This is a genomic window from Pontixanthobacter sp., assembly GCF_049682855.1.
Lineage (GTDB): Bacteria > Pseudomonadota > Alphaproteobacteria > Sphingomonadales > Sphingomonadaceae > Pontixanthobacter.
The window spans coordinates 14,505-30,275 of record NZ_JBAUIK010000015.1 but is presented as its reverse complement, the minus strand read 5'-3'; the positions used below and the strand labels follow the sequence as shown (position 1 = coordinate 30,275).

General features: G+C 55.4%; 14 protein-coding genes. 9 read left to right on the top strand and 5 right to left on the bottom strand.

Annotated elements, in window-relative coordinates:
* From WA922_RS09990 to WA922_RS09980, 3 genes are all read left to right on the top strand, one after another.
* The coding region (locus WA922_RS09990; RefSeq protein WP_424771554.1) for a DEAD/DEAH box helicase at nucleotides 1-1,548 on the top strand (1,548 nt) is incomplete at its 5' end.
* A complete protein-coding gene (locus tag WA922_RS09985) occupies nucleotides 1,541-2,749 on the top strand; it encodes a GIY-YIG nuclease family protein (RefSeq protein WP_424771555.1) in 1,209 nt (402 codons plus the stop codon). The genes WA922_RS09990 and WA922_RS09985, both read left to right, overlap by 8 nt.
* Complete coding sequence (locus WA922_RS09980; protein ID WP_424771553.1) at nucleotides 2,746-5,562, top strand: TrlF family AAA-like ATPase; 2,817 nt, start codon at nucleotides 2,746-2,748, stop codon at nucleotides 5,560-5,562. The genes WA922_RS09985 and WA922_RS09980 overlap by 4 nt, the downstream gene beginning before the upstream one ends.
* A gap of 105 nt (nucleotides 5,563-5,667) precedes the next feature.
* On the opposite strand, the gene WA922_RS09975 is transcribed toward WA922_RS09980, so the two are convergent.
* Genes WA922_RS09975 through WA922_RS09960 form a run of 4 tightly spaced genes read right to left on the bottom strand, consistent with a single transcriptional unit; the run spans nucleotide 5,668 to nucleotide 9,013 of the window.
* Nucleotides 5,668-6,498 (bottom strand): hypothetical protein, encoded by an 831-nt coding sequence (locus tag WA922_RS09975; RefSeq protein WP_424771552.1) that lies wholly within the window; start codon nucleotides 6,496-6,498, stop codon nucleotides 5,668-5,670.
* 5 nt (nucleotides 6,499-6,503) lie between these two features.
* A complete protein-coding gene (locus WA922_RS09970) occupies nucleotides 6,504-7,940 on the bottom strand; it encodes a DUF6602 domain-containing protein (RefSeq protein ID WP_424771551.1) in 1,437 nt (478 codons plus the stop codon).
* 15 nt (nucleotides 7,941-7,955) lie between these two features.
* Nucleotides 7,956-8,549, bottom strand: coding sequence for a mobile mystery protein B (locus WA922_RS09965; RefSeq protein WP_424771550.1), 594 nt, complete (start codon nucleotides 8,547-8,549; stop codon nucleotides 7,956-7,958).
* Nucleotides 8,546-9,013: a mobile mystery protein A gene (locus tag WA922_RS09960; protein WP_424771549.1), complete on the bottom strand. Its 468-nt coding sequence runs from the start codon at nucleotides 9,011-9,013 to the stop codon at nucleotides 8,546-8,548. Before WA922_RS09960 ends, WA922_RS09965 begins: the two co-directional genes overlap by 4 nt.
* A gap of 894 nt (nucleotides 9,014-9,907) precedes the next feature.
* On the opposite strand from WA922_RS09960, the gene WA922_RS09955 reads away from it, so the two are divergent.
* The 5 genes from WA922_RS09955 (at nucleotide 9,908) to WA922_RS09935 (ending at nucleotide 14,342) form a co-directional block, all read left to right on the top strand.
* Nucleotides 9,908-10,810: an ArdC family protein gene (locus WA922_RS09955; protein WP_424771548.1), complete on the top strand. Its 903-nt coding sequence runs from the start codon at nucleotides 9,908-9,910 to the stop codon at nucleotides 10,808-10,810.
* A complete protein-coding gene (locus tag WA922_RS09950) occupies nucleotides 10,807-11,022 on the top strand; it encodes a hypothetical protein (RefSeq protein WP_170010517.1) in 216 nt (71 codons plus the stop codon). Before WA922_RS09955 ends, WA922_RS09950 begins: the two co-directional genes overlap by 4 nt.
* 13 nt (nucleotides 11,023-11,035) lie before the next feature.
* The gene (locus WA922_RS09945; protein ID WP_170010519.1) at nucleotides 11,036-11,407 is read left to right on the top strand and encodes a DUF2958 domain-containing protein; all 372 of its coding nucleotides are present in this window, start codon (nucleotides 11,036-11,038) and stop codon (nucleotides 11,405-11,407) included.
* A 156-nt stretch (nucleotides 11,408-11,563) separates the two neighbouring features.
* Complete coding sequence (locus tag WA922_RS09940) at nucleotides 11,564-13,357, top strand: ParB/RepB/Spo0J family partition protein (protein ID WP_424771547.1); 1,794 nt, start codon at nucleotides 11,564-11,566, stop codon at nucleotides 13,355-13,357.
* A gap of 661 nt (nucleotides 13,358-14,018) precedes the next feature.
* A complete protein-coding gene (locus tag WA922_RS09935; protein WP_170010523.1) occupies nucleotides 14,019-14,342 on the top strand; it encodes a DUF736 domain-containing protein in 324 nt (107 codons plus the stop codon).
* Between the two features lie 79 nt (nucleotides 14,343-14,421).
* On the opposite strand, the gene WA922_RS09930 is transcribed toward WA922_RS09935, so the two are convergent.
* A complete protein-coding gene (locus WA922_RS09930) occupies nucleotides 14,422-15,369 on the bottom strand; it encodes a hypothetical protein (protein ID WP_424771546.1) in 948 nt (315 codons plus the stop codon).
* On the opposite strand from WA922_RS09930, the gene WA922_RS09925 reads away from it, so the two are divergent.
* Complete coding sequence (locus WA922_RS09925) at nucleotides 15,299-15,694, top strand: DUF1289 domain-containing protein (RefSeq protein WP_424771545.1); 396 nt, start codon at nucleotides 15,299-15,301, stop codon at nucleotides 15,692-15,694. The two genes, WA922_RS09930 and WA922_RS09925, sit on opposite strands and share 71 nt — an antisense overlap.
* The last annotated feature ends 77 nt before the right edge of the window (nucleotides 15,695-15,771 follow it).

The window sequence follows — 15,771 nt, the reverse complement described above, 5'->3', positions numbered from 1 at the left end:
TTCATCCACCGCGACAAGGTGCATCTTGTCGCGATGACCGGCAGCTATTTTCGCGGGGATGCCGTTCCTGTGTTGATGCCCGAGGATGAGGCCAAGTTCGAGACTGTCACCTATACCTATTACGAACAGCTCAATGGGTATGAGCATCTCAAATCGCTCAACATCGGTTATTTCTTCTACACTGGCCGCTATTTGAGCGCGATTGAGGCGGTGCTTGATCCCGCGCGCAAAACCATCGTGCATATTCCCTCGGTCAACAGCCGCGAAAGCACAAAGGACAAGATCAAGGAAGTCGAAGAGATCATGGAATATCTCGGCGATTGGCAGGGAGCCGACCCTGTGACCGGTTTCCACCTTGTCAATTTGCCAGATGGCCGCACAGTCAAGATCGCCGATCTTGTTGACGACAGCGACCAAACTAAGCGCGCCAAGGTTCTCGCTGCGCTCAAAGACCCCGCACATAAGAATGATCGCGATCATGTGGACATCATCGTCGCGCTCGGCATGGCTAAGGAAGGCTTTGACTGGATTTGGTGCGAACATGCGCTGACAGTTGGCTATCGTAGCAGCCTGACCGAGATTATTCAGATTATCGGGCGCGCCACCCGCGATGCACCGGGCAAGGAAGTGGCGAGCTTTACCAATCTGATTGCCGAACCCGATGCGTCCGAAGCCGCCGTGGTCGATGCGATCAACGATACACTTAAAGCCATCGCGGCAAGTTTGCTCATGGAGCAGGTTCTCGCGCCGCGTTTCAACTTCACGCCGAAGGACAATGGGCCGATTGACGATTTCGATTACGGGCCGGGCGGGTATCAGGAAGACAAGACCAATGTCGGCTTCAACGAAGAGCGCGGCCAGTTCCACTTCGAGATTAAAGGGCTTGTCACGCCCAACAGTCCCGAAGCCACCCGTATTTGTGCCGAGGATTTGAACGAGGTTATCACTGCGTTCGTGCAAGATAAATCTTCGCTTGAACGCGGCCTGTTCGATGGTGCACACACGGGCGGCGAAACCTTGGCGGAAGAACTGACCCAGCTTAAAATGGGCAAGATTGTCCGCGACCGTTATCCCGAATTGACCGATGAAGATCAGGAATCGGTCCGTCAGCATGCGGTTGCCGCGTTGAACTTGACGCAGAAAGCCAAACAGCTTGCGGGTGACGGTGACGCGGGAGGGGATGACGATGCGCGATCCAACACTGCGCTGATTGAAGGCGTTCGCAAATTCGCGATTGAGGTCAAAGACCTCGACATAGACCTGATTGACCGGATCAATCCGTTTGAAGCCGCTTATTCCGTTCTTGCCAAGGCGATGAACGAGGGCACGTTGAAACAGGTTGCCGCTGTAATTGGAAAGCGCAAGGTCAGCATCCCCTATGACGAAGCGCGCGATCTTGCTGTTCGCGCCCTGCAATGGAAAAAAGAACGAGGACGCGCACCCGAGATTACTTCGCAAGACCCTTGGGAAAAGCGCCTTGCGGAAGGCGTTGCCGCTCTCGCTAAATTCCGTGCCGAGCAGAATTCTCAAGAGGGCGGCAATGGTTGATCTGTCCGACGACGAATTGCTCGCGGAACTTGGCGTTAGCGTCGAGCAGAAGGCCGTGCGCGTTCATACGCCGCAGCAAGAACGGATAATCGCTGGCTTTGAAGACATTCTCAAATTTCACGATGAGCATGGCCGCGCGCCACAGCATGGCGAGCAGCACGATATCTTTGAGCGCCTTTATGCTGTGCGGCTTGACCGCCTACGCGAACTTGAAGATTGCCGGTCGCTGTTAGTGGACATGGACAAGCATGGCTTGCTGGAAGTGGACGCGGAAGCCAGCCATATCGTTCCCGATACGCTGGACGATGATGCGTTGCTTGCCGAACTCGGCATTGAGGATGGCGATGACGCGCATGACATCACTCAACTTCGGCATGTGCAAACGCGCGACGAACGCCGCGCTGCCGAAGAGATCGCCAACCGCGAACGTTGCAACGATTTTGCAAAATTCGAGCCGCTGTTTGCCGATGTAAGCCTTGAAATCGAGTCCGGCGTTCGCAACACCCGCCCTTTTGTGAAGGACGCTGGATTCCTGAAAGCCGATATTGACGTCGGGCAATTCTTTATCCTTGGCGGGCAGATGGCTTATGTTGCCGAAGCTGGGGAAATCATAAAGGCTCCGAATGGGCAATTGGATGCGCGCCTGCGGGTCATTTACTCCAACGGAACGGAAAGCAATCTGTTGCGACGGTCATTGCAACGCGCGCTTTACAAGGATGATGCGGGACGCCGCATTTCCGAACCGTCCGCTGGACCATTATTCGGTAACGAGTCGGAGGACGAGGATTCCGAAAGCGGGACGATATACGTTCTGCGGAGCAAATCCGATCATCCCACCATTGCCCAGCATCGCGAGTTGATTCACAAGATTGGTGTGACCGGCGGCAGTGTCGCTAAGCGTATTGCGGCTGCGGAGAACGATGCGACTTATCTGCTCGCAGGCGTTGATGTCGTCGCAGAATACAAGCTCTTCAACATCAATCGGACGAAGCTCGAAAAGCTGATCCATCGATTTTTTGCAGACGCAGCCTACGACATCGAGATTGGCGACCGTTTCGGCAAACCGGTACGACCGCGCGAATGGTTTCTTGTGCCGCTTCATGTAATTGACGAAGCCGCACAACTTGTCCGCAACGGTTCAATTTCAAACTATTTTTACGATCCTGCGACCGCATCGATCAAGCCGAGGACTGAACAATGAGTTTCGCCCACTGGAGAAAGTGTGACTTCCAAATTCACACACCTCGCGATCCCAATTGGCAGGGTGCAAGGCCGATTGGTTTGAATGAAGACCTTGATGGCACTCCCGCCACCGCTGACGATGTAGATAATGCTCGCGAGGCTTGGGCCAACACGTTTGTCGATATGTGTATTGAGAAGGGATTAGAAGCGGTAGCGCTTACTGACCACCATGAGATGGTCATGGTTTCCTATGTGCAAAAGATTATTGAGGAACGAAAGGCAACCAATCCGCATTTCGATCTTTGGCTTTTTCCTGGAATGGAACTTACAGCCCATAGTGGCGTCCAGTGCATCATTCTGTTCGACGCTGACTTAAGTGAAGACTGGCGTAGGCAGGCACAAGGAAAACTCGGAATTGTCTACGCTGATTTGGAGGAAAAGAGCACTAAAAGCCCTAAAGTAACTCAGCTAACTTGCGCATATCCAGACATCGGCCCTGAACTCGACAAGCTCGGCGCTGGCATAATCGGAAAATACGTTGTGCTACCCAATGTTTCGCAGGGCGGTCAGCACACCGTGCTCACAAGCGGTCGTCATGCCGATTTCAAGCGAATGCCTTACGTTGGTGGCTATCTTGACCACGCACAATCCATCGACACGCTTCTGGCCGCTAATAAACAACGGCTTTCGGGCAACGATTCAATGTGGGGTTTGCGCCATATCTATCCATTGCCCACTTCAGACTCACGCTCATCCGACTACACTACGCTTGGCGACAATAGTTGCTGGATTAAGCTGGCCGCACCAACGGCAGAAGCTATACGTCAAGCTTTTCTTGGCTACCAGTCTCGGATCACGATCACGCGCCCCTCGATTGCCTCGTTATCGCTCGTCTCCATGAGACTTGTGGGATCGACCATACTACACGACGCAACCCTCGAACTTAGTCCTGAGCTAAACTCATTCATCGGGGGGCGCGGCAGCGGGAAAAGTTCTATCTTAGAATATCTTGCGTTCGCTTTGGGGCGAAGCTGCGATGACCTTGCCAAGACAGACTATTCGGGCAGTGATCGGATGAGTTCCTTAATAAGGGACACACTGACATCTGCTGGCGGTGAAATACACGTTACACTCAGCCAAGACGGCGCGCTTTTCACAATCAGTCGAACTGGCGGAAATGCCTATCAGCCGCAAGTGACCTATCCAAACGGCAGTATACAACCGTTGTCCACCCGGGAGCTTCGTTCACTGTTTCCGGCCATTGTCTACAGTCAGGGCGAATTGTCGGAACTCGGCAAACAAGCAGGTAAAAAAACTCAGCTCAGCGAGCTGCTCCAATTCGTCAATCCGGATTTTAAGAAAGAAGACGAAAAGCTTTCTGCAAATATCGAAGTTGCAAAACGAGCAGTTAGCTCTGCCATTCAGAACCTATCGGCATCATGGCGGCAGCAATCGGAGCTACATAAGCTCGAAACGGAAAAGGCATCATTGGAACAGCGCATCCTTGCCCTTCAAAAAACTCTGCCTGCTCTATCTCCTGCGGACCAAGAGATCGTTGCGAAGTTTGAAAGTTTGACCTCATTTGAAGGCAGCAAATCACAAGCGACCACGCAAGTTGAGACCGTCATGGCGCAGCTTACAGATTTGTGGAAATTGGGCGCGCAGCCTCTTGATGTATCTTCTGCGCTTCTTGAGGCTAGGCCGTTCATCGATAGTTACGAAGCCTTCAAGACAGAATTTGTAGATGGATTGAAGGCGCTTGGACAACGACTTGCTACTAAGAAATCGGCGCTAGATGGAGCGGGTGAGACATGGACCACTGCGCTTCAAACTGCCCGCGTCGCCCGCGACGGGGTCATGGAAAAACTAGGGGAACATAAGACGGTAACGGCTCAAATCAGCACACTTCAACAGGAAGTTGAGACTGCCACTGCTCAGATCGGAAATCTTAAGCTCAATATGACTTCGGCCGATGAACAGTCAAAGGTTGTTAATAACGCCATTGACGATTTGAAAGCCGCCGTGACAGATCGAGGCGAGCGCACCGCTGCTTGGGCTCTGCAAATCGAAAACCTTTCTAACGGTCGGATCAAAGCTGATCTAAATGTTGACGGCGATTGGTCTGAGGTTCGTGATGCTATAGACATTGTTTCAGCGAAAACCGGGTCGCAAGAAGCTAGTCGTCAGCGCCAAATCGGTGAGTCAATATCATCATCATCGGTATGGCAATACCTTGATACAGTTCGCTCTGAATGTCTTGCCGTGCTTCACTACAAGCAAATTGGCTCGTCGTTGAAGGGTGACCAGCCGTCTTGGCCGGAACTGTTGCGCACTATTGGCGGCACGGAACGAACCCACGCTAATTGCATAGAGATGATGGACCTGGCACGCGTTGAGGCCATCGCGATAGCCGCTCCCAAGCCTGACATTTCGTTGTCTTACTGTGATGATGGACGAAAGATTTCGTTTGAAAAAGCGTCCGAAGGACAACGTGCTGCTGCCCTTTTGTTCATGCTGCTGGAACAGCCCGGTGGTCCTTTGCTAGTGGATCAACCTGAAGGCGATTTAGATAATAAAGTCATATCGGACCTCACTGACAGGCTCCATGAATCGAAACAGAAGCGCCAGATTTTATTCGCCAGCCACAATGCCAATATCGTCGTTAATGGTTCGTCTGAGTTGGTGTCCTATCTCGAAATGAAAAATGACGGAAAACGGCAGTTTGAATGTGCTGGGGCAATCGACCAATCCGAAATTTGCCAAACAATCACTGCCACGATGGAAGGCGGTGAAAAGGCGTTCCGCGATAGGCAAAATAAATACGGTTATTGAACGCTTCGCATTTTAAGCGTGTGCGCGCATTGGCTCTAGAAGCGTTGCAGGTAGCCGGACGCCCGCTGGCTCACAGGCCCGCGCGCAGGACATCCGGTTGGCCCGTTAGAAGAGAGCGACGACCCGGTCGCCTTCAATTTCTATCGGCATAGGCTCTTCCATAAACGTCAGGATTCGCGAGTCGCAATGAGTCGCTGCGGCGAGGGACGTTTCGAAGAGAGGAACGCTCGACGTGATCGGCTTGGGCCCACCGCTCACTGGGATATCAGCCTTGATGCGCAGGCACCCAGTTTCCTCGGACTCGGCTAGACGAAGTCGGGTGGTCGCTCCATCCACCATTTTGAGGCGCATCCCATGCATGATCGACAATGCGTAGAGAGTGACGAATTGTGAGACGCCTTCGAAATTTGCTCTTTCGGGTTCAGGTAGCGCTCCTTCAAAAACCAGAAGGTCAGTAAAATCCGACGATAAGGTGTGATCGTCAAGGGCGAACTGCCACATCATGCTCAAGCCAAAAACCTTCAGCACCTGCGCTTCACGGGGCTTCAAATGTCGGTCTGCGGCGAACTTCCGAAGTGCTTTTGCAAACGTCTGCTCAGCGGTCTGGCGGGAGATGCCGAGTTTCTCCCGAATACGGTTGTCAGGCATGATATTGAGATTTGCTCGTCCCGCTTCTTTGAGATGGTCGGCGTTAGGCGGAACACCGTCGAATTGCTTCTGCCACATTCTGGCGCTGGTCTGAATGTCGTTGGCGCGCTTGAGGCTGATGCCACTATCTCGTTCCTCACGGTGCGCGGCGAAATGGCCGACTTCCCGAACGCTGGAGCGGCCCGGTTTCATCATGCGCAGGTCTGAGAACAGGCGCTCCATGTCGCTGACGCGGCGTTCGCCCCGCAGCAGCCGCGCGACGCGGCGTCGATGATCTTCGAGAAGCATCGATCTTACTCCCATGACTCGTTCACCGCCTGCGGCGGTTCACCGTTTGGGCCCGCAGGTTCTGCGTCCTTCGCAAGCCCTTCGCCAACTTGATCGCCAAAGCGGCGTCCCGCTCGGAATTCATGAACCTGACGCACATAGGCATTGGCACCGGCAGAATTCAAAGTCGCGGAAAGTTCGGACAGCGCAGTTCCTGGACTCCATTCGGCATAGATTGGGCCGTGGTCTTGCTCCTCGAGTACCTGAAGGACGGGTTCGAATGTTTTGTTGTTCTGCAATTTGGCGCCCAAGTCGATATCGAGGTGACTGAGGAGAACCCCTAGAAACAGCGCGGAATAGGCATCGTCGCCGATCGGGTCATCGACGCCGGTCAGGATCGGCTGTGGGAACTTATCGGCAGCGGCACAACTGTATCGCTCACGTACCAAGCAGTGGCCCGGCACGCAGACAGCATTGATGCCCGACCAGTAATAGGCGTGCTCATGCGGAATCAGCCCCGTACCGTCGGTCGATCCATAAAAGCTTCGCATCACGGACGCGACCTTGTCGGAACCCTTGAGGCCCTCCTCGAATGCGAAAATACCCTTGAAGATGGGTAAAATAGTCGGGCGGTTGCGGAATGTATCCCAGAGAATTTCCATCCCCTTGCGAAGCGCTCCGTTGCTTAATGTCGTTTTGACTTCAACGACCGCTCGCACCGATGCGAGCGGCACAACCACAAAATTCTGCTCGCGAAAAAGTGGTGTGTAGTTTTCGGTATCCCAAATGATAATGTCGAGCTGCCGTGGGCATCCTTCGATAAAGCCCGTTGTGGCCTCGTACCGCCGGGGCAACAACTGATGGAGCAGCCCAAGCAGCAGTTCTTCGCGATAACTTCCAACCGTGCCAGCGTGACCGACCAGTAGATCGATCCTTCTGCTTCTCGCCATCAATTCGTTCGTGAAAGTCGCCAGATAATCTCGGCGCTTATGAGATTCCTCTAGCGACGCCGAGAACATCACTCGAAACCCGTTGCCATCGGCAGTGATCGATAGGACTCCCATCGTGCCCATCATCCGCATTACCGGCTCGATAAGCGTCGCGTCCAACTTCGGTAGTTCCTCTAGCTGGGCGATCAGACCGTTGAGCGCCAGTGTGCGGTTCACAGTACCTCGCAGGATTTGAAACGTTGCGGCGTAGATATCGCGAATTGGTTGATGTCCGTCGTCGGGATCCCCGTGTAGCGCTTGCATCAAGATGTGGGGCTGGAGGCGGCCAGGGGCGAATTGTTTGAGCGGGACGATCTCTGGTGACTCCTTCAATTCTTCGACGGAAGTGCGAGCGAACCAGACGCCGGGCTGCCCATCGTTCGTGTCGCATGTCATGCCGCTCACCAGCTCGTCCCATGGCGCTTGCCCATCAAAGATGAAAATCCCGGGTCGGATGTTTTGATCGTCGTCCATTGCTCTCTCCAACAGCTAATCCCGCGCAAATTTCAATAGTGGTTTGATGTCTCCCCGATCCGCCGCCTGTAGTGCTGCGATATAGGTTTTGCGGGTTGCGCTGGCATTGGTCAGGCTTGTTCGTCCCCATGTAAATGGGGGCTGGCCTAGTTGGATGGCGAGGTAATCGCCTGCCATGCGGGAATGTCGTCCATTGCCGTTTTGGAAGGGGTGGATGGAGACAAGCTGGTGGCTGAACCGGACCGCGATTTCATCGGGCGGGTAGGTTTCATTCTCTGTCCAGAACCGGACATTATCGACAAGCTGGCGCATTTCGGTCGGGATTCGATAGGCATCAATCCCGATGTTGCGCGGGCTCTGGCGATATTTGCCCGCCCATTTCCAGACCTGTCCGAACATCTGTTTGTGCAGTTCCTTGAGCAGCGCATCATCAAGTATATCGGCATTGCGCTTTCGCCCATACCAGCGGCTTGCCTCGGTAATGTTGATCTGCTCGGCTTCGTTGAGCTCACTGCGCAGCGTGATATAGGTCGGGATCAGCTGTTCACGCTCTTCCTCTGTTAAAGGTGTGCCCGCTTCATCATCGCCATCAAACAGCGGATCGGTCATTCATCATCCCATAACCGGCCAATCGGTTCTGCCAGAATGTCCCTGGTCATGCGTTCCAGCTCTTCGCGTGTTTGCTCATTGGTCATCGACTGGTTTTCCAGAAGCATTGCGTGTGACACGGTTCCAATCTGGCCGCGGGCTTTGCTGCGCGCACGATCCTCTACGATCTGATCGAGCGGCTTATTGGGAACAAATGCATAAACCAGTGTGCAATCCAACGCTTCAGCCGCTTCTCTCAGCGTTTTTAGTGTGGCTCCGCCATGCGCTTCGGCCCGTTCCAGCGGGGTAATACGCGACTGGCTAACGCCCAGTCTGCTAGCAAGCTGACGGCTCGACATGCCAAGCGCATCGCGAATGGCACGTATCCAGCCGCCTTTGGGGCTGGTAAGGTCGGTGTCACGCAGAAAACCGAGGCGTTTGTCTAGGTTTTTGCGGGCAAGGCCGGATTGTTTTGCATTTGACATATCTAATCTCCGGCGCATACCTAACACTCATATATGTTCAAATCAATAATTATTGAGCATATTTAGATATTAGATATTGTGATAAATGAACACATATAGATATTCGATTATGAGCGTGCCTTGATATGAAACCACCAATCTCTGGGGCTGGACTGTGAGCTTTTGTATCATGCAGATGAGCGTGGCTTGTTCCCTGACAGAGGTAGAAGGTTCCAGGAATAGTGTCTGAACTTATGTTTTGGGGAAGGCCTTCCCCTGAGCCGGAGCCGCTCCGCTGTCTCCCGCTACCCCTTCTGCGGGGACACCCCGCAACGCCCCGGATAGTGAGCGGGATTTTTTAAGGACGCACTCTTTCCCGCTTCGCTCCTTGAGGGTGCGGCTTTTTTGTTCTGACCCGCAGGCACTCTTGCCTCTTTCCTTGCGCGGTGGGCGCTAGCGCACAAATGCGCGCGCACACCACCGCGCGGCGTCGCGCCGTGCAAGGGGGCCGTCTTTGTTGGGCCGCTTCGCGGATGGGATAATCGCGATGATGTGCGATTGATATGGACGGCGCGGACGCGCCGGCGTTGTTTTCCGGCTCCGACGAGTCGGGGTGGGCGGCGCTCCCGGCTAGGCCCGCCGCGCTCAGGCGCAACCCGGCCTTTCAGGACCGGGTATTCCTCTTTGTTCCATCCCTTCGGGTGCGCCTGACCGCTTGATGCGGGCCTTTCTGGTCGCTCTTGCCGCCCACCCCGCCTCTCCGGGGCCGGTTGCGGCAGTTTTGGGGCGATGGAGGCGGTTATGTTGCATGAAAATTCTAGGATTTCGGATAGCGGCACGGGCAGGAATGCGAAGGCTAAGCGCGCTTCGCGCACGGCGCGCAAGACCCGCCGTGGCGGTAGGGCAGAGCCGAAAGTGTCACTTTATGATGAAGTGACCGCGCAGATTATCGCGCAGCTTGAGGAAGGCATTTTTCCTTGGGTGAAGCCTTGGAACAGCGGCAACGCCGTGACCGGATTGCCGCGCAACGCGATTTCGGGGCGGCATTATTCGGGCATCAATATTCTTATTCTGTGGGGCGCTGTCATTGATGGCGGCTATCCCTCGCAGGACTGGCTGACATTCCGGCAAGCCTTGGCCGCTGGCGGATGCGTCCGCAAAGGCGAGAAGGGCCGGACGATCTTTTACGCCGACCGCTTCACGCCAGATGATGACAGAAAACAGGAAGGCGAGGGCGGCGTTGGTGACAGCGATGCACCGCGCTCGATTCCGTTTCTCAAACGCTTTACGGTATTTAATGCCGCGCAGTGCGATGGCTTGCCGGAGCGGTTGACCGCCGAACCCGCGCCTTTGCCGGAACGCGAATTGCACGATCAGGCCGAGGCTCTGATTGACGCGACAAAAGCGGATTTTAGGACGGGCGGGACGAAAGCCTTTTACAATGTTGGTGCCGATTTTGTGCAGGTTCCCCCGCAGCCAGCTTTTACTAATCAAATCGACTATTACCGCACGGCCTTGCACGAACTTGGTCATTGGACGGGTCACAAGACCCGCCTTGGCCGCGACCAGTCGGGTAGTTTCGGGACCGCGCTCTATGCGCGGGAGGAACTGTGCGCCGAACTGGCCTCCGCCTTTCTCTGCGCGGCGCTCGGCATCGTGCCGACCGTTCGCCATGCCGATTATCTCGGCTCATGGCTGGCGGTATTACGGCAGGACAATCGCGCCATTTTCAAAGCCGCCAGTCAGGCCAGCAAGGCGGCGGATTATCTGCTGGCGTTTACCGACCAAGTGCCTTTCCGTTCGGAGTGCGCGGCATGAGCAGGGTAGCGCCAGATGATGCCGCCGCGCCGCTGGAAGCGGAGCAGACGCCAATCGGTGTCCAGACTTTGGTGTCCGGCGTTGCGCCGATCACGCCAGCCGAGAGGCTGGCGATGCGCGCCAACGCGCCGATGGAACCCAAAAAGGCCCAGCGGCCCGCCGATCACGGCCTGTTCGACACCAATAGCCGCAACCAGATCGAGATGTTCTGAAAGGAGTTTTGCCATGATGCTACTCACCCAAGATCACAGAAAACGCCTGGTCGCCAACGGCCAGAATCGCGGCGATCATGTGCCCGTTGTCAAATTCTTCAATCCGGTTGGCGCAGCCACTTGGCTGCTTTCGGAACTGGATAGCGATGGCGATACCTTGTTCGGTCTGGCCGATCTGGGGTTCGGCTGCGCTGAACTCGGATCAGTCAGCCTGTCCGAGATTGCATCTCTGACCTTACCATTTGGCTTGTCCATCGAGCGCGATCTGCATTTTGAAGCGCGCTTTCCGCTCACCGTTTACGCCGATGCGGCCCGACTGGTCGGGCGCATCACCGAGGATGAAGCGCGGCTTGAAGCCGCCGCTTTGGCCCAAGCCCATGAATAACACCCCCTTCCGCCGCCTTGCCCACCCCTCCGGTCAAGGCGCGGCAGACCCCGCATGGCAATCCCGCCATGCGGACCACCGGCCCCGCTTCCACCGCCACCCCCGTATGCAACGGGAGCGGGGCCAACCACTAGAAACTCACGAAGGAGAATATCAATGCAACTCGAAAATATAGACCTCGCCAAACTCTCGGTGTCACCGGCCAATATGCGAAACGCCAAAAAGCCGCCCGACATTAGCGATATATTGCCCTCGGTGCGGGTGCGCGGCGTTCTTGTGCCGCTCTTGGTTCGTCCCAACGGCAGCGCCGATAGTTTTGAGATTGTTGCGGGACGGCGGCGCTATCATGCTGCAACCACCGTGGCCGAAGAAGGCGGCAGCGATGGACCGCTCCCCTGCGCGATACTCGAAGAAGGCGACGATGCCGCCGCTTTGGAAGCGTCACTCATTGAAAACCTTGTTCGCGAAAATCCCGACGAGGTTACGCAGTGGGAGCAGTTTACGCAATTGGTTAAGAAGGGCCGAAAGGCCAGCGAGATTGCCGATACATTCGGGATGGATGAAAAGACCGTGGGGCGCATTCTTGCTCTTGGCAATCTGTTGCCGCCCATTCGTAACGCCTATCGCCGTGAAGAAATTGATGCCGCCACCGTGCGCCACCTGACCTTGGCCAGCAAGGCGCAGCAAAAGGCATGGCTGGCTTTGTTCAAAGATGAAGAAGCCTATGCGCCGCGCGGGAGCCAGCTCAAGGCATGGCTGTTTGGCGGCGCGTCGATTTCCACGTCCGCTGCGATCTTTGATATGGCGGAGTTCAAGGGGCAGGTTGTGTCTGACCTGTTTGCCGAAGATGGCTATTTTGCCGATGCCGACCAGTTTTGGGAAGCGCAGACAGCCGCCATCGAGACGAAGAAAGCGGCATATCTGGAGGATGGCTGGAGCGATGTGCAGGTCATCCCGCAAGACAGCTATTTCCAGACGTGGGACCATGAAAAGACCACCAAGCGCAAAGGAGGCCGCGTCTATATTGATGTCAGCGCCAAGGGCGAGGTGACGTTCCACGAAGGCTATCTGGCCGCCAAGGAAGCGCGGGTGCGGGAAACCGGACAGACGGACAGCAAAGCGGATAAACCAGCGCGTCCCGAAATTACCGGACCAATGGCGGAATATGTCGATCTGCACCGCCACGCTGCTGTCCGCTGTGAACTCGCCGCCAGCCCTTACGTCGCGCTGCGCGTCATGGTGGCCCATGCGATTTGCGGTTCGCCATTGTGGAATGTGAAAGCGCAGGAGCAGCGCAGCCGCAAGGAAGCTATCACCGAAAGCATCGAAACCAGTGTGGCGGAAGCGCGTTTTGACGAGCGCCGCCGTGCGGTGCTGGCGGTGCTTGGCTTTGACGCCGACGAACCCACCGTTACGCTCGGCCACGAGACGCGCAACGGTATGAGCGGCTTGTTGCTTCGCCTGCTCGATGTGCCCGATGCTGTCGTGATGGAGATATTGGGTGTGGTCATGGCCGAAACGTTGGCCGCTGGCAGCGAACTGGTCGAAACCTTGGGCGTCCATCTTGATGTCGAGATGGTGGATTACTGGACAGCCGATGAAGCGTTCTTTGATTTTGTCCGTGACCGTGAAGTCTTGACCGCGCTTTTGGGCGAAGTTGGCGGGGCCAGCATTGCTGCTGCGAACGCCAGCGAAAAGACCAAGACAGTGAAGGGGATTATCAGTGACCATCTGACCGGCGAGAATGACCGCGAGAAAAAGGAGCATTGGGTTCCGCGTTGGATGGCGTTTCCGCCATCGGCCTATACGACACGCGGCGGCGTTGGCACGGTTGCCGCCGCCGAAAGAGCCAAGTGGCTTATGGAAGAGGATGAGGCGTCTGACACAGAGCCGCAGGACGTGGACGAAGCAGCGTCCACGAAAGACGAGAATGAGCGAATTGCGGCTTGAAGCATAGTCGGGCGGCTGATCAGCCGCCCGCTCCAAAATCACCGCAAAGCCCCGACCAGCAGAACCGGTCGGGGCAGCGTTGTGGGTGCAGCCGTCATTGGGCAGGGCTGCTCGGCTGTTGGTGGCAGAGCCATCGTCACCGGCAAACAGACGACAAAGGCAGCGCGCTAGGAGCCTCCCGATGCCTGAAATGGTCGCGGCATTGCTGTGGTCATTGACAGAATGCCCGATTAGCCATGTCCATCGAGGCCTAGCGAGTCAGCACGCTTTCATGTGATCCGGCTTTTATCGGCATGGGCAATCGCCCCGTTCCGCAAGCACGCAGCACCATATCGACCGCAGGCTATGAGCCTGACATTAAACGCAGGCGGATATTAGCCAGATCTCCTTGGCATTATTGGCCAGCCGCACTCATCCGCGTCCTCGTCAATGGCTTTGATTGGCAGGGGACGGCTGCGCCTCTTGCCCCTAGCTGCAACGGTGCAGCCCAAAGTTTCTTCCCCTGCGCTGACGCGCATTCCTCGCGGAAACAAGAAACCCCGGTCTGCACCGTCCTCCACTTCGTTTCGGTCCTGCGGATGCATCGGTTCAAGCCCCTGCCTGAAATCAGCCATCGAGGCCGCGAATGAGCGCGGGTTCGACCAAACCAAGGAGAAGTATCATGGCAAATATCGGAACATTCAAAAAGTCAGGCAACGACTATCGCGGCGAAATCGTCACCGTGATGTTGCAGAAGAAGAACGTCACCATCGTCGCCGAAGAACCAAGCGAGAATGAAAACGCACCGACCCACCGGGTGTTCGTGGCAAAGGCAGAAATCGGAGCAGCCTGGGCAAAGACCAGCAAGGAAGATCGCGACTATCTTTCGATCAAACTCGACGATCCCAGCTTCAACGCTCCAATCTTCGCCAGCCTGTTTGCCGATGAAGATGGCAAGACACACAACCTCATCTGGTCACGCGCCCGCACATCGAACGGCAACTGATCTAAACGCTTACGCCCCGACCGGCTCTGCCGGTCGGGGCTTCGCTGTGTTCGTTTGGAAGTGCATTCTACTTTGTTTACTAAGGTATGCGGCTCTCGACGTTTTCATCTTCGGAACCCAAATCTTTCAAACGGTCCAAAGCGGATGCCCAGGTTGCTTCGATGGTGAGCGTGTCGAACATTTCTCGCGGACTTACACCAAGTTCGTAGAGAAATTCCCCGTTGGGATCGTCCAAGTCATAACGTGATGCTAACTCAGTCACAAAGCGGTTGTGATAACTCGCAAGCCAAACATACTTGCGCCTAACCGCTAGAGCTTCAATGTCGAGGCCTTCTACAACAAGCGATTGATGACGCCGAAGGAACTCAAACTGACCGGCAACGCCATCGTCAAACTCGTCTGGTCCAGCGGCTCGAAGGTAATCGAGGAAGTAAGATCCGTCATCGGACATCGCTATGAAGTTTATCGATGAACGTGCTTCATACGCATCGAAGGCACCATCTTGCCATAAGACGGGATCGCTCACATATGTATTGACCAACGCTTCGTCGATCATGATCCGAGGATAGACCGCCTCCCGTTCTTCGATTTCGTAAGCACGTACCATCGCTTCACCGAAAATTGGACCCTTACCGTCCGTTCCAATATGAACAGGACCGATCGTCATTCCGCCGCGCAACAGTATACCAGCTGCGACACATTCAATCATGGCGTGCATTAGGTCGATCAATTCGAACACGAACGCGCCACTACGTTGCTGCGTATCCACTGTGCGAACGCGAACGATTGCGTCTGAGACTGACTCAGAAAAAGCCTGCGAGTACAGCCTCGCCTCTTTCATTCGGCGCGGTGGAGTTGCTTCGTCGCCGTCTCCTTTGCCAAATTTGCGCAACTTACCGACAATTTCAACAATTTCGCTAGCATCGCGCGTTCGCAGGATTTCGCGGTAGCCAAGAATGTCGAGGAATGTGACGATGCCAGTTTCGAAGCCACGGTCTGTTGGTGATAGTTGTTTGGAATTGGTCATTGGGAAGATATTGGAGACATGGACGCGACATGCAACCTATCCGGGTTATCGCTCCAACTCGAGACAACGTAGTCCTCGCGCCAAGCTCATTCGTCAGAAAACGAAAAGATTTTGGTACTTGATATTGATGACCAAACGACCACCATCTCCTTGCAAAGACATTTGCGCGCTGGACGCCAGTGCTAGCGTCTGCACCGGCTGCGGTCGCTCAGTCGCCGAGATCGCCGAATGGGGGAGCGCGACCGCCAGCCGCCAGCACGAAATCGTGCGGCGATCTTCTGCCCGCTTGAGAAGTCTCGCTTCACAGGTGCACTCAAAAACCTAACCCCCGAGCGCATCCAAAGCGGCCTTCATCTTTGATGAAGATTGTCGCTTTGGATGCGCTTTTCTTAGGGGGTTTTA

Excerpts from the sequence above, each read along its gene's own strand:
- WA922_RS09950 (WP_170010517.1), top strand. The coding sequence starts at position 10,807 with ATGAGCAGGGTAGCGCCAGATGATGCCGCCGCGCCGCTGGAAGCGGAG.
- WA922_RS09975 (WP_424771552.1), bottom strand. The coding sequence starts at position 6,498 with ATGCTTCTCGAAGATCATCGACGCCGCGTCGCGCGGCTGCTGCGGGGC.
- WA922_RS09980 (WP_424771553.1), top strand. The coding sequence starts at position 2,746 with ATGAGTTTCGCCCACTGGAGAAAGTGTGACTTCCAAATTCACACACCT.
- WA922_RS09965 (WP_424771550.1), bottom strand. The coding sequence starts at position 8,549 with ATGACCGATCCGCTGTTTGATGGCGATGATGAAGCGGGCACACCTTTA.
- WA922_RS09970 (WP_424771551.1), bottom strand. The coding sequence starts at position 7,940 with ATGGACGACGATCAAAACATCCGACCCGGGATTTTCATCTTTGATGGG.
- WA922_RS09940 (WP_424771547.1), top strand. The coding sequence starts at position 11,564 with ATGCAACTCGAAAATATAGACCTCGCCAAACTCTCGGTGTCACCGGCC.
- WA922_RS09985 (WP_424771555.1), top strand. The coding sequence starts at position 1,541 with ATGGTTGATCTGTCCGACGACGAATTGCTCGCGGAACTTGGCGTTAGC.
- WA922_RS09925 (WP_424771545.1), top strand. The coding sequence starts at position 15,299 with ATGTCGAGGAATGTGACGATGCCAGTTTCGAAGCCACGGTCTGTTGGT.
- WA922_RS09930 (WP_424771546.1), bottom strand. The coding sequence starts at position 15,369 with ATGACCAATTCCAAACAACTATCACCAACAGACCGTGGCTTCGAAACT.
- WA922_RS09945 (WP_170010519.1), top strand. The coding sequence starts at position 11,036 with ATGATGCTACTCACCCAAGATCACAGAAAACGCCTGGTCGCCAACGGC.
- WA922_RS09935 (WP_170010523.1), top strand. The coding sequence starts at position 14,019 with ATGGCAAATATCGGAACATTCAAAAAGTCAGGCAACGACTATCGCGGC.
- WA922_RS09960 (WP_424771549.1), bottom strand. The coding sequence starts at position 9,013 with ATGTCAAATGCAAAACAATCCGGCCTTGCCCGCAAAAACCTAGACAAA.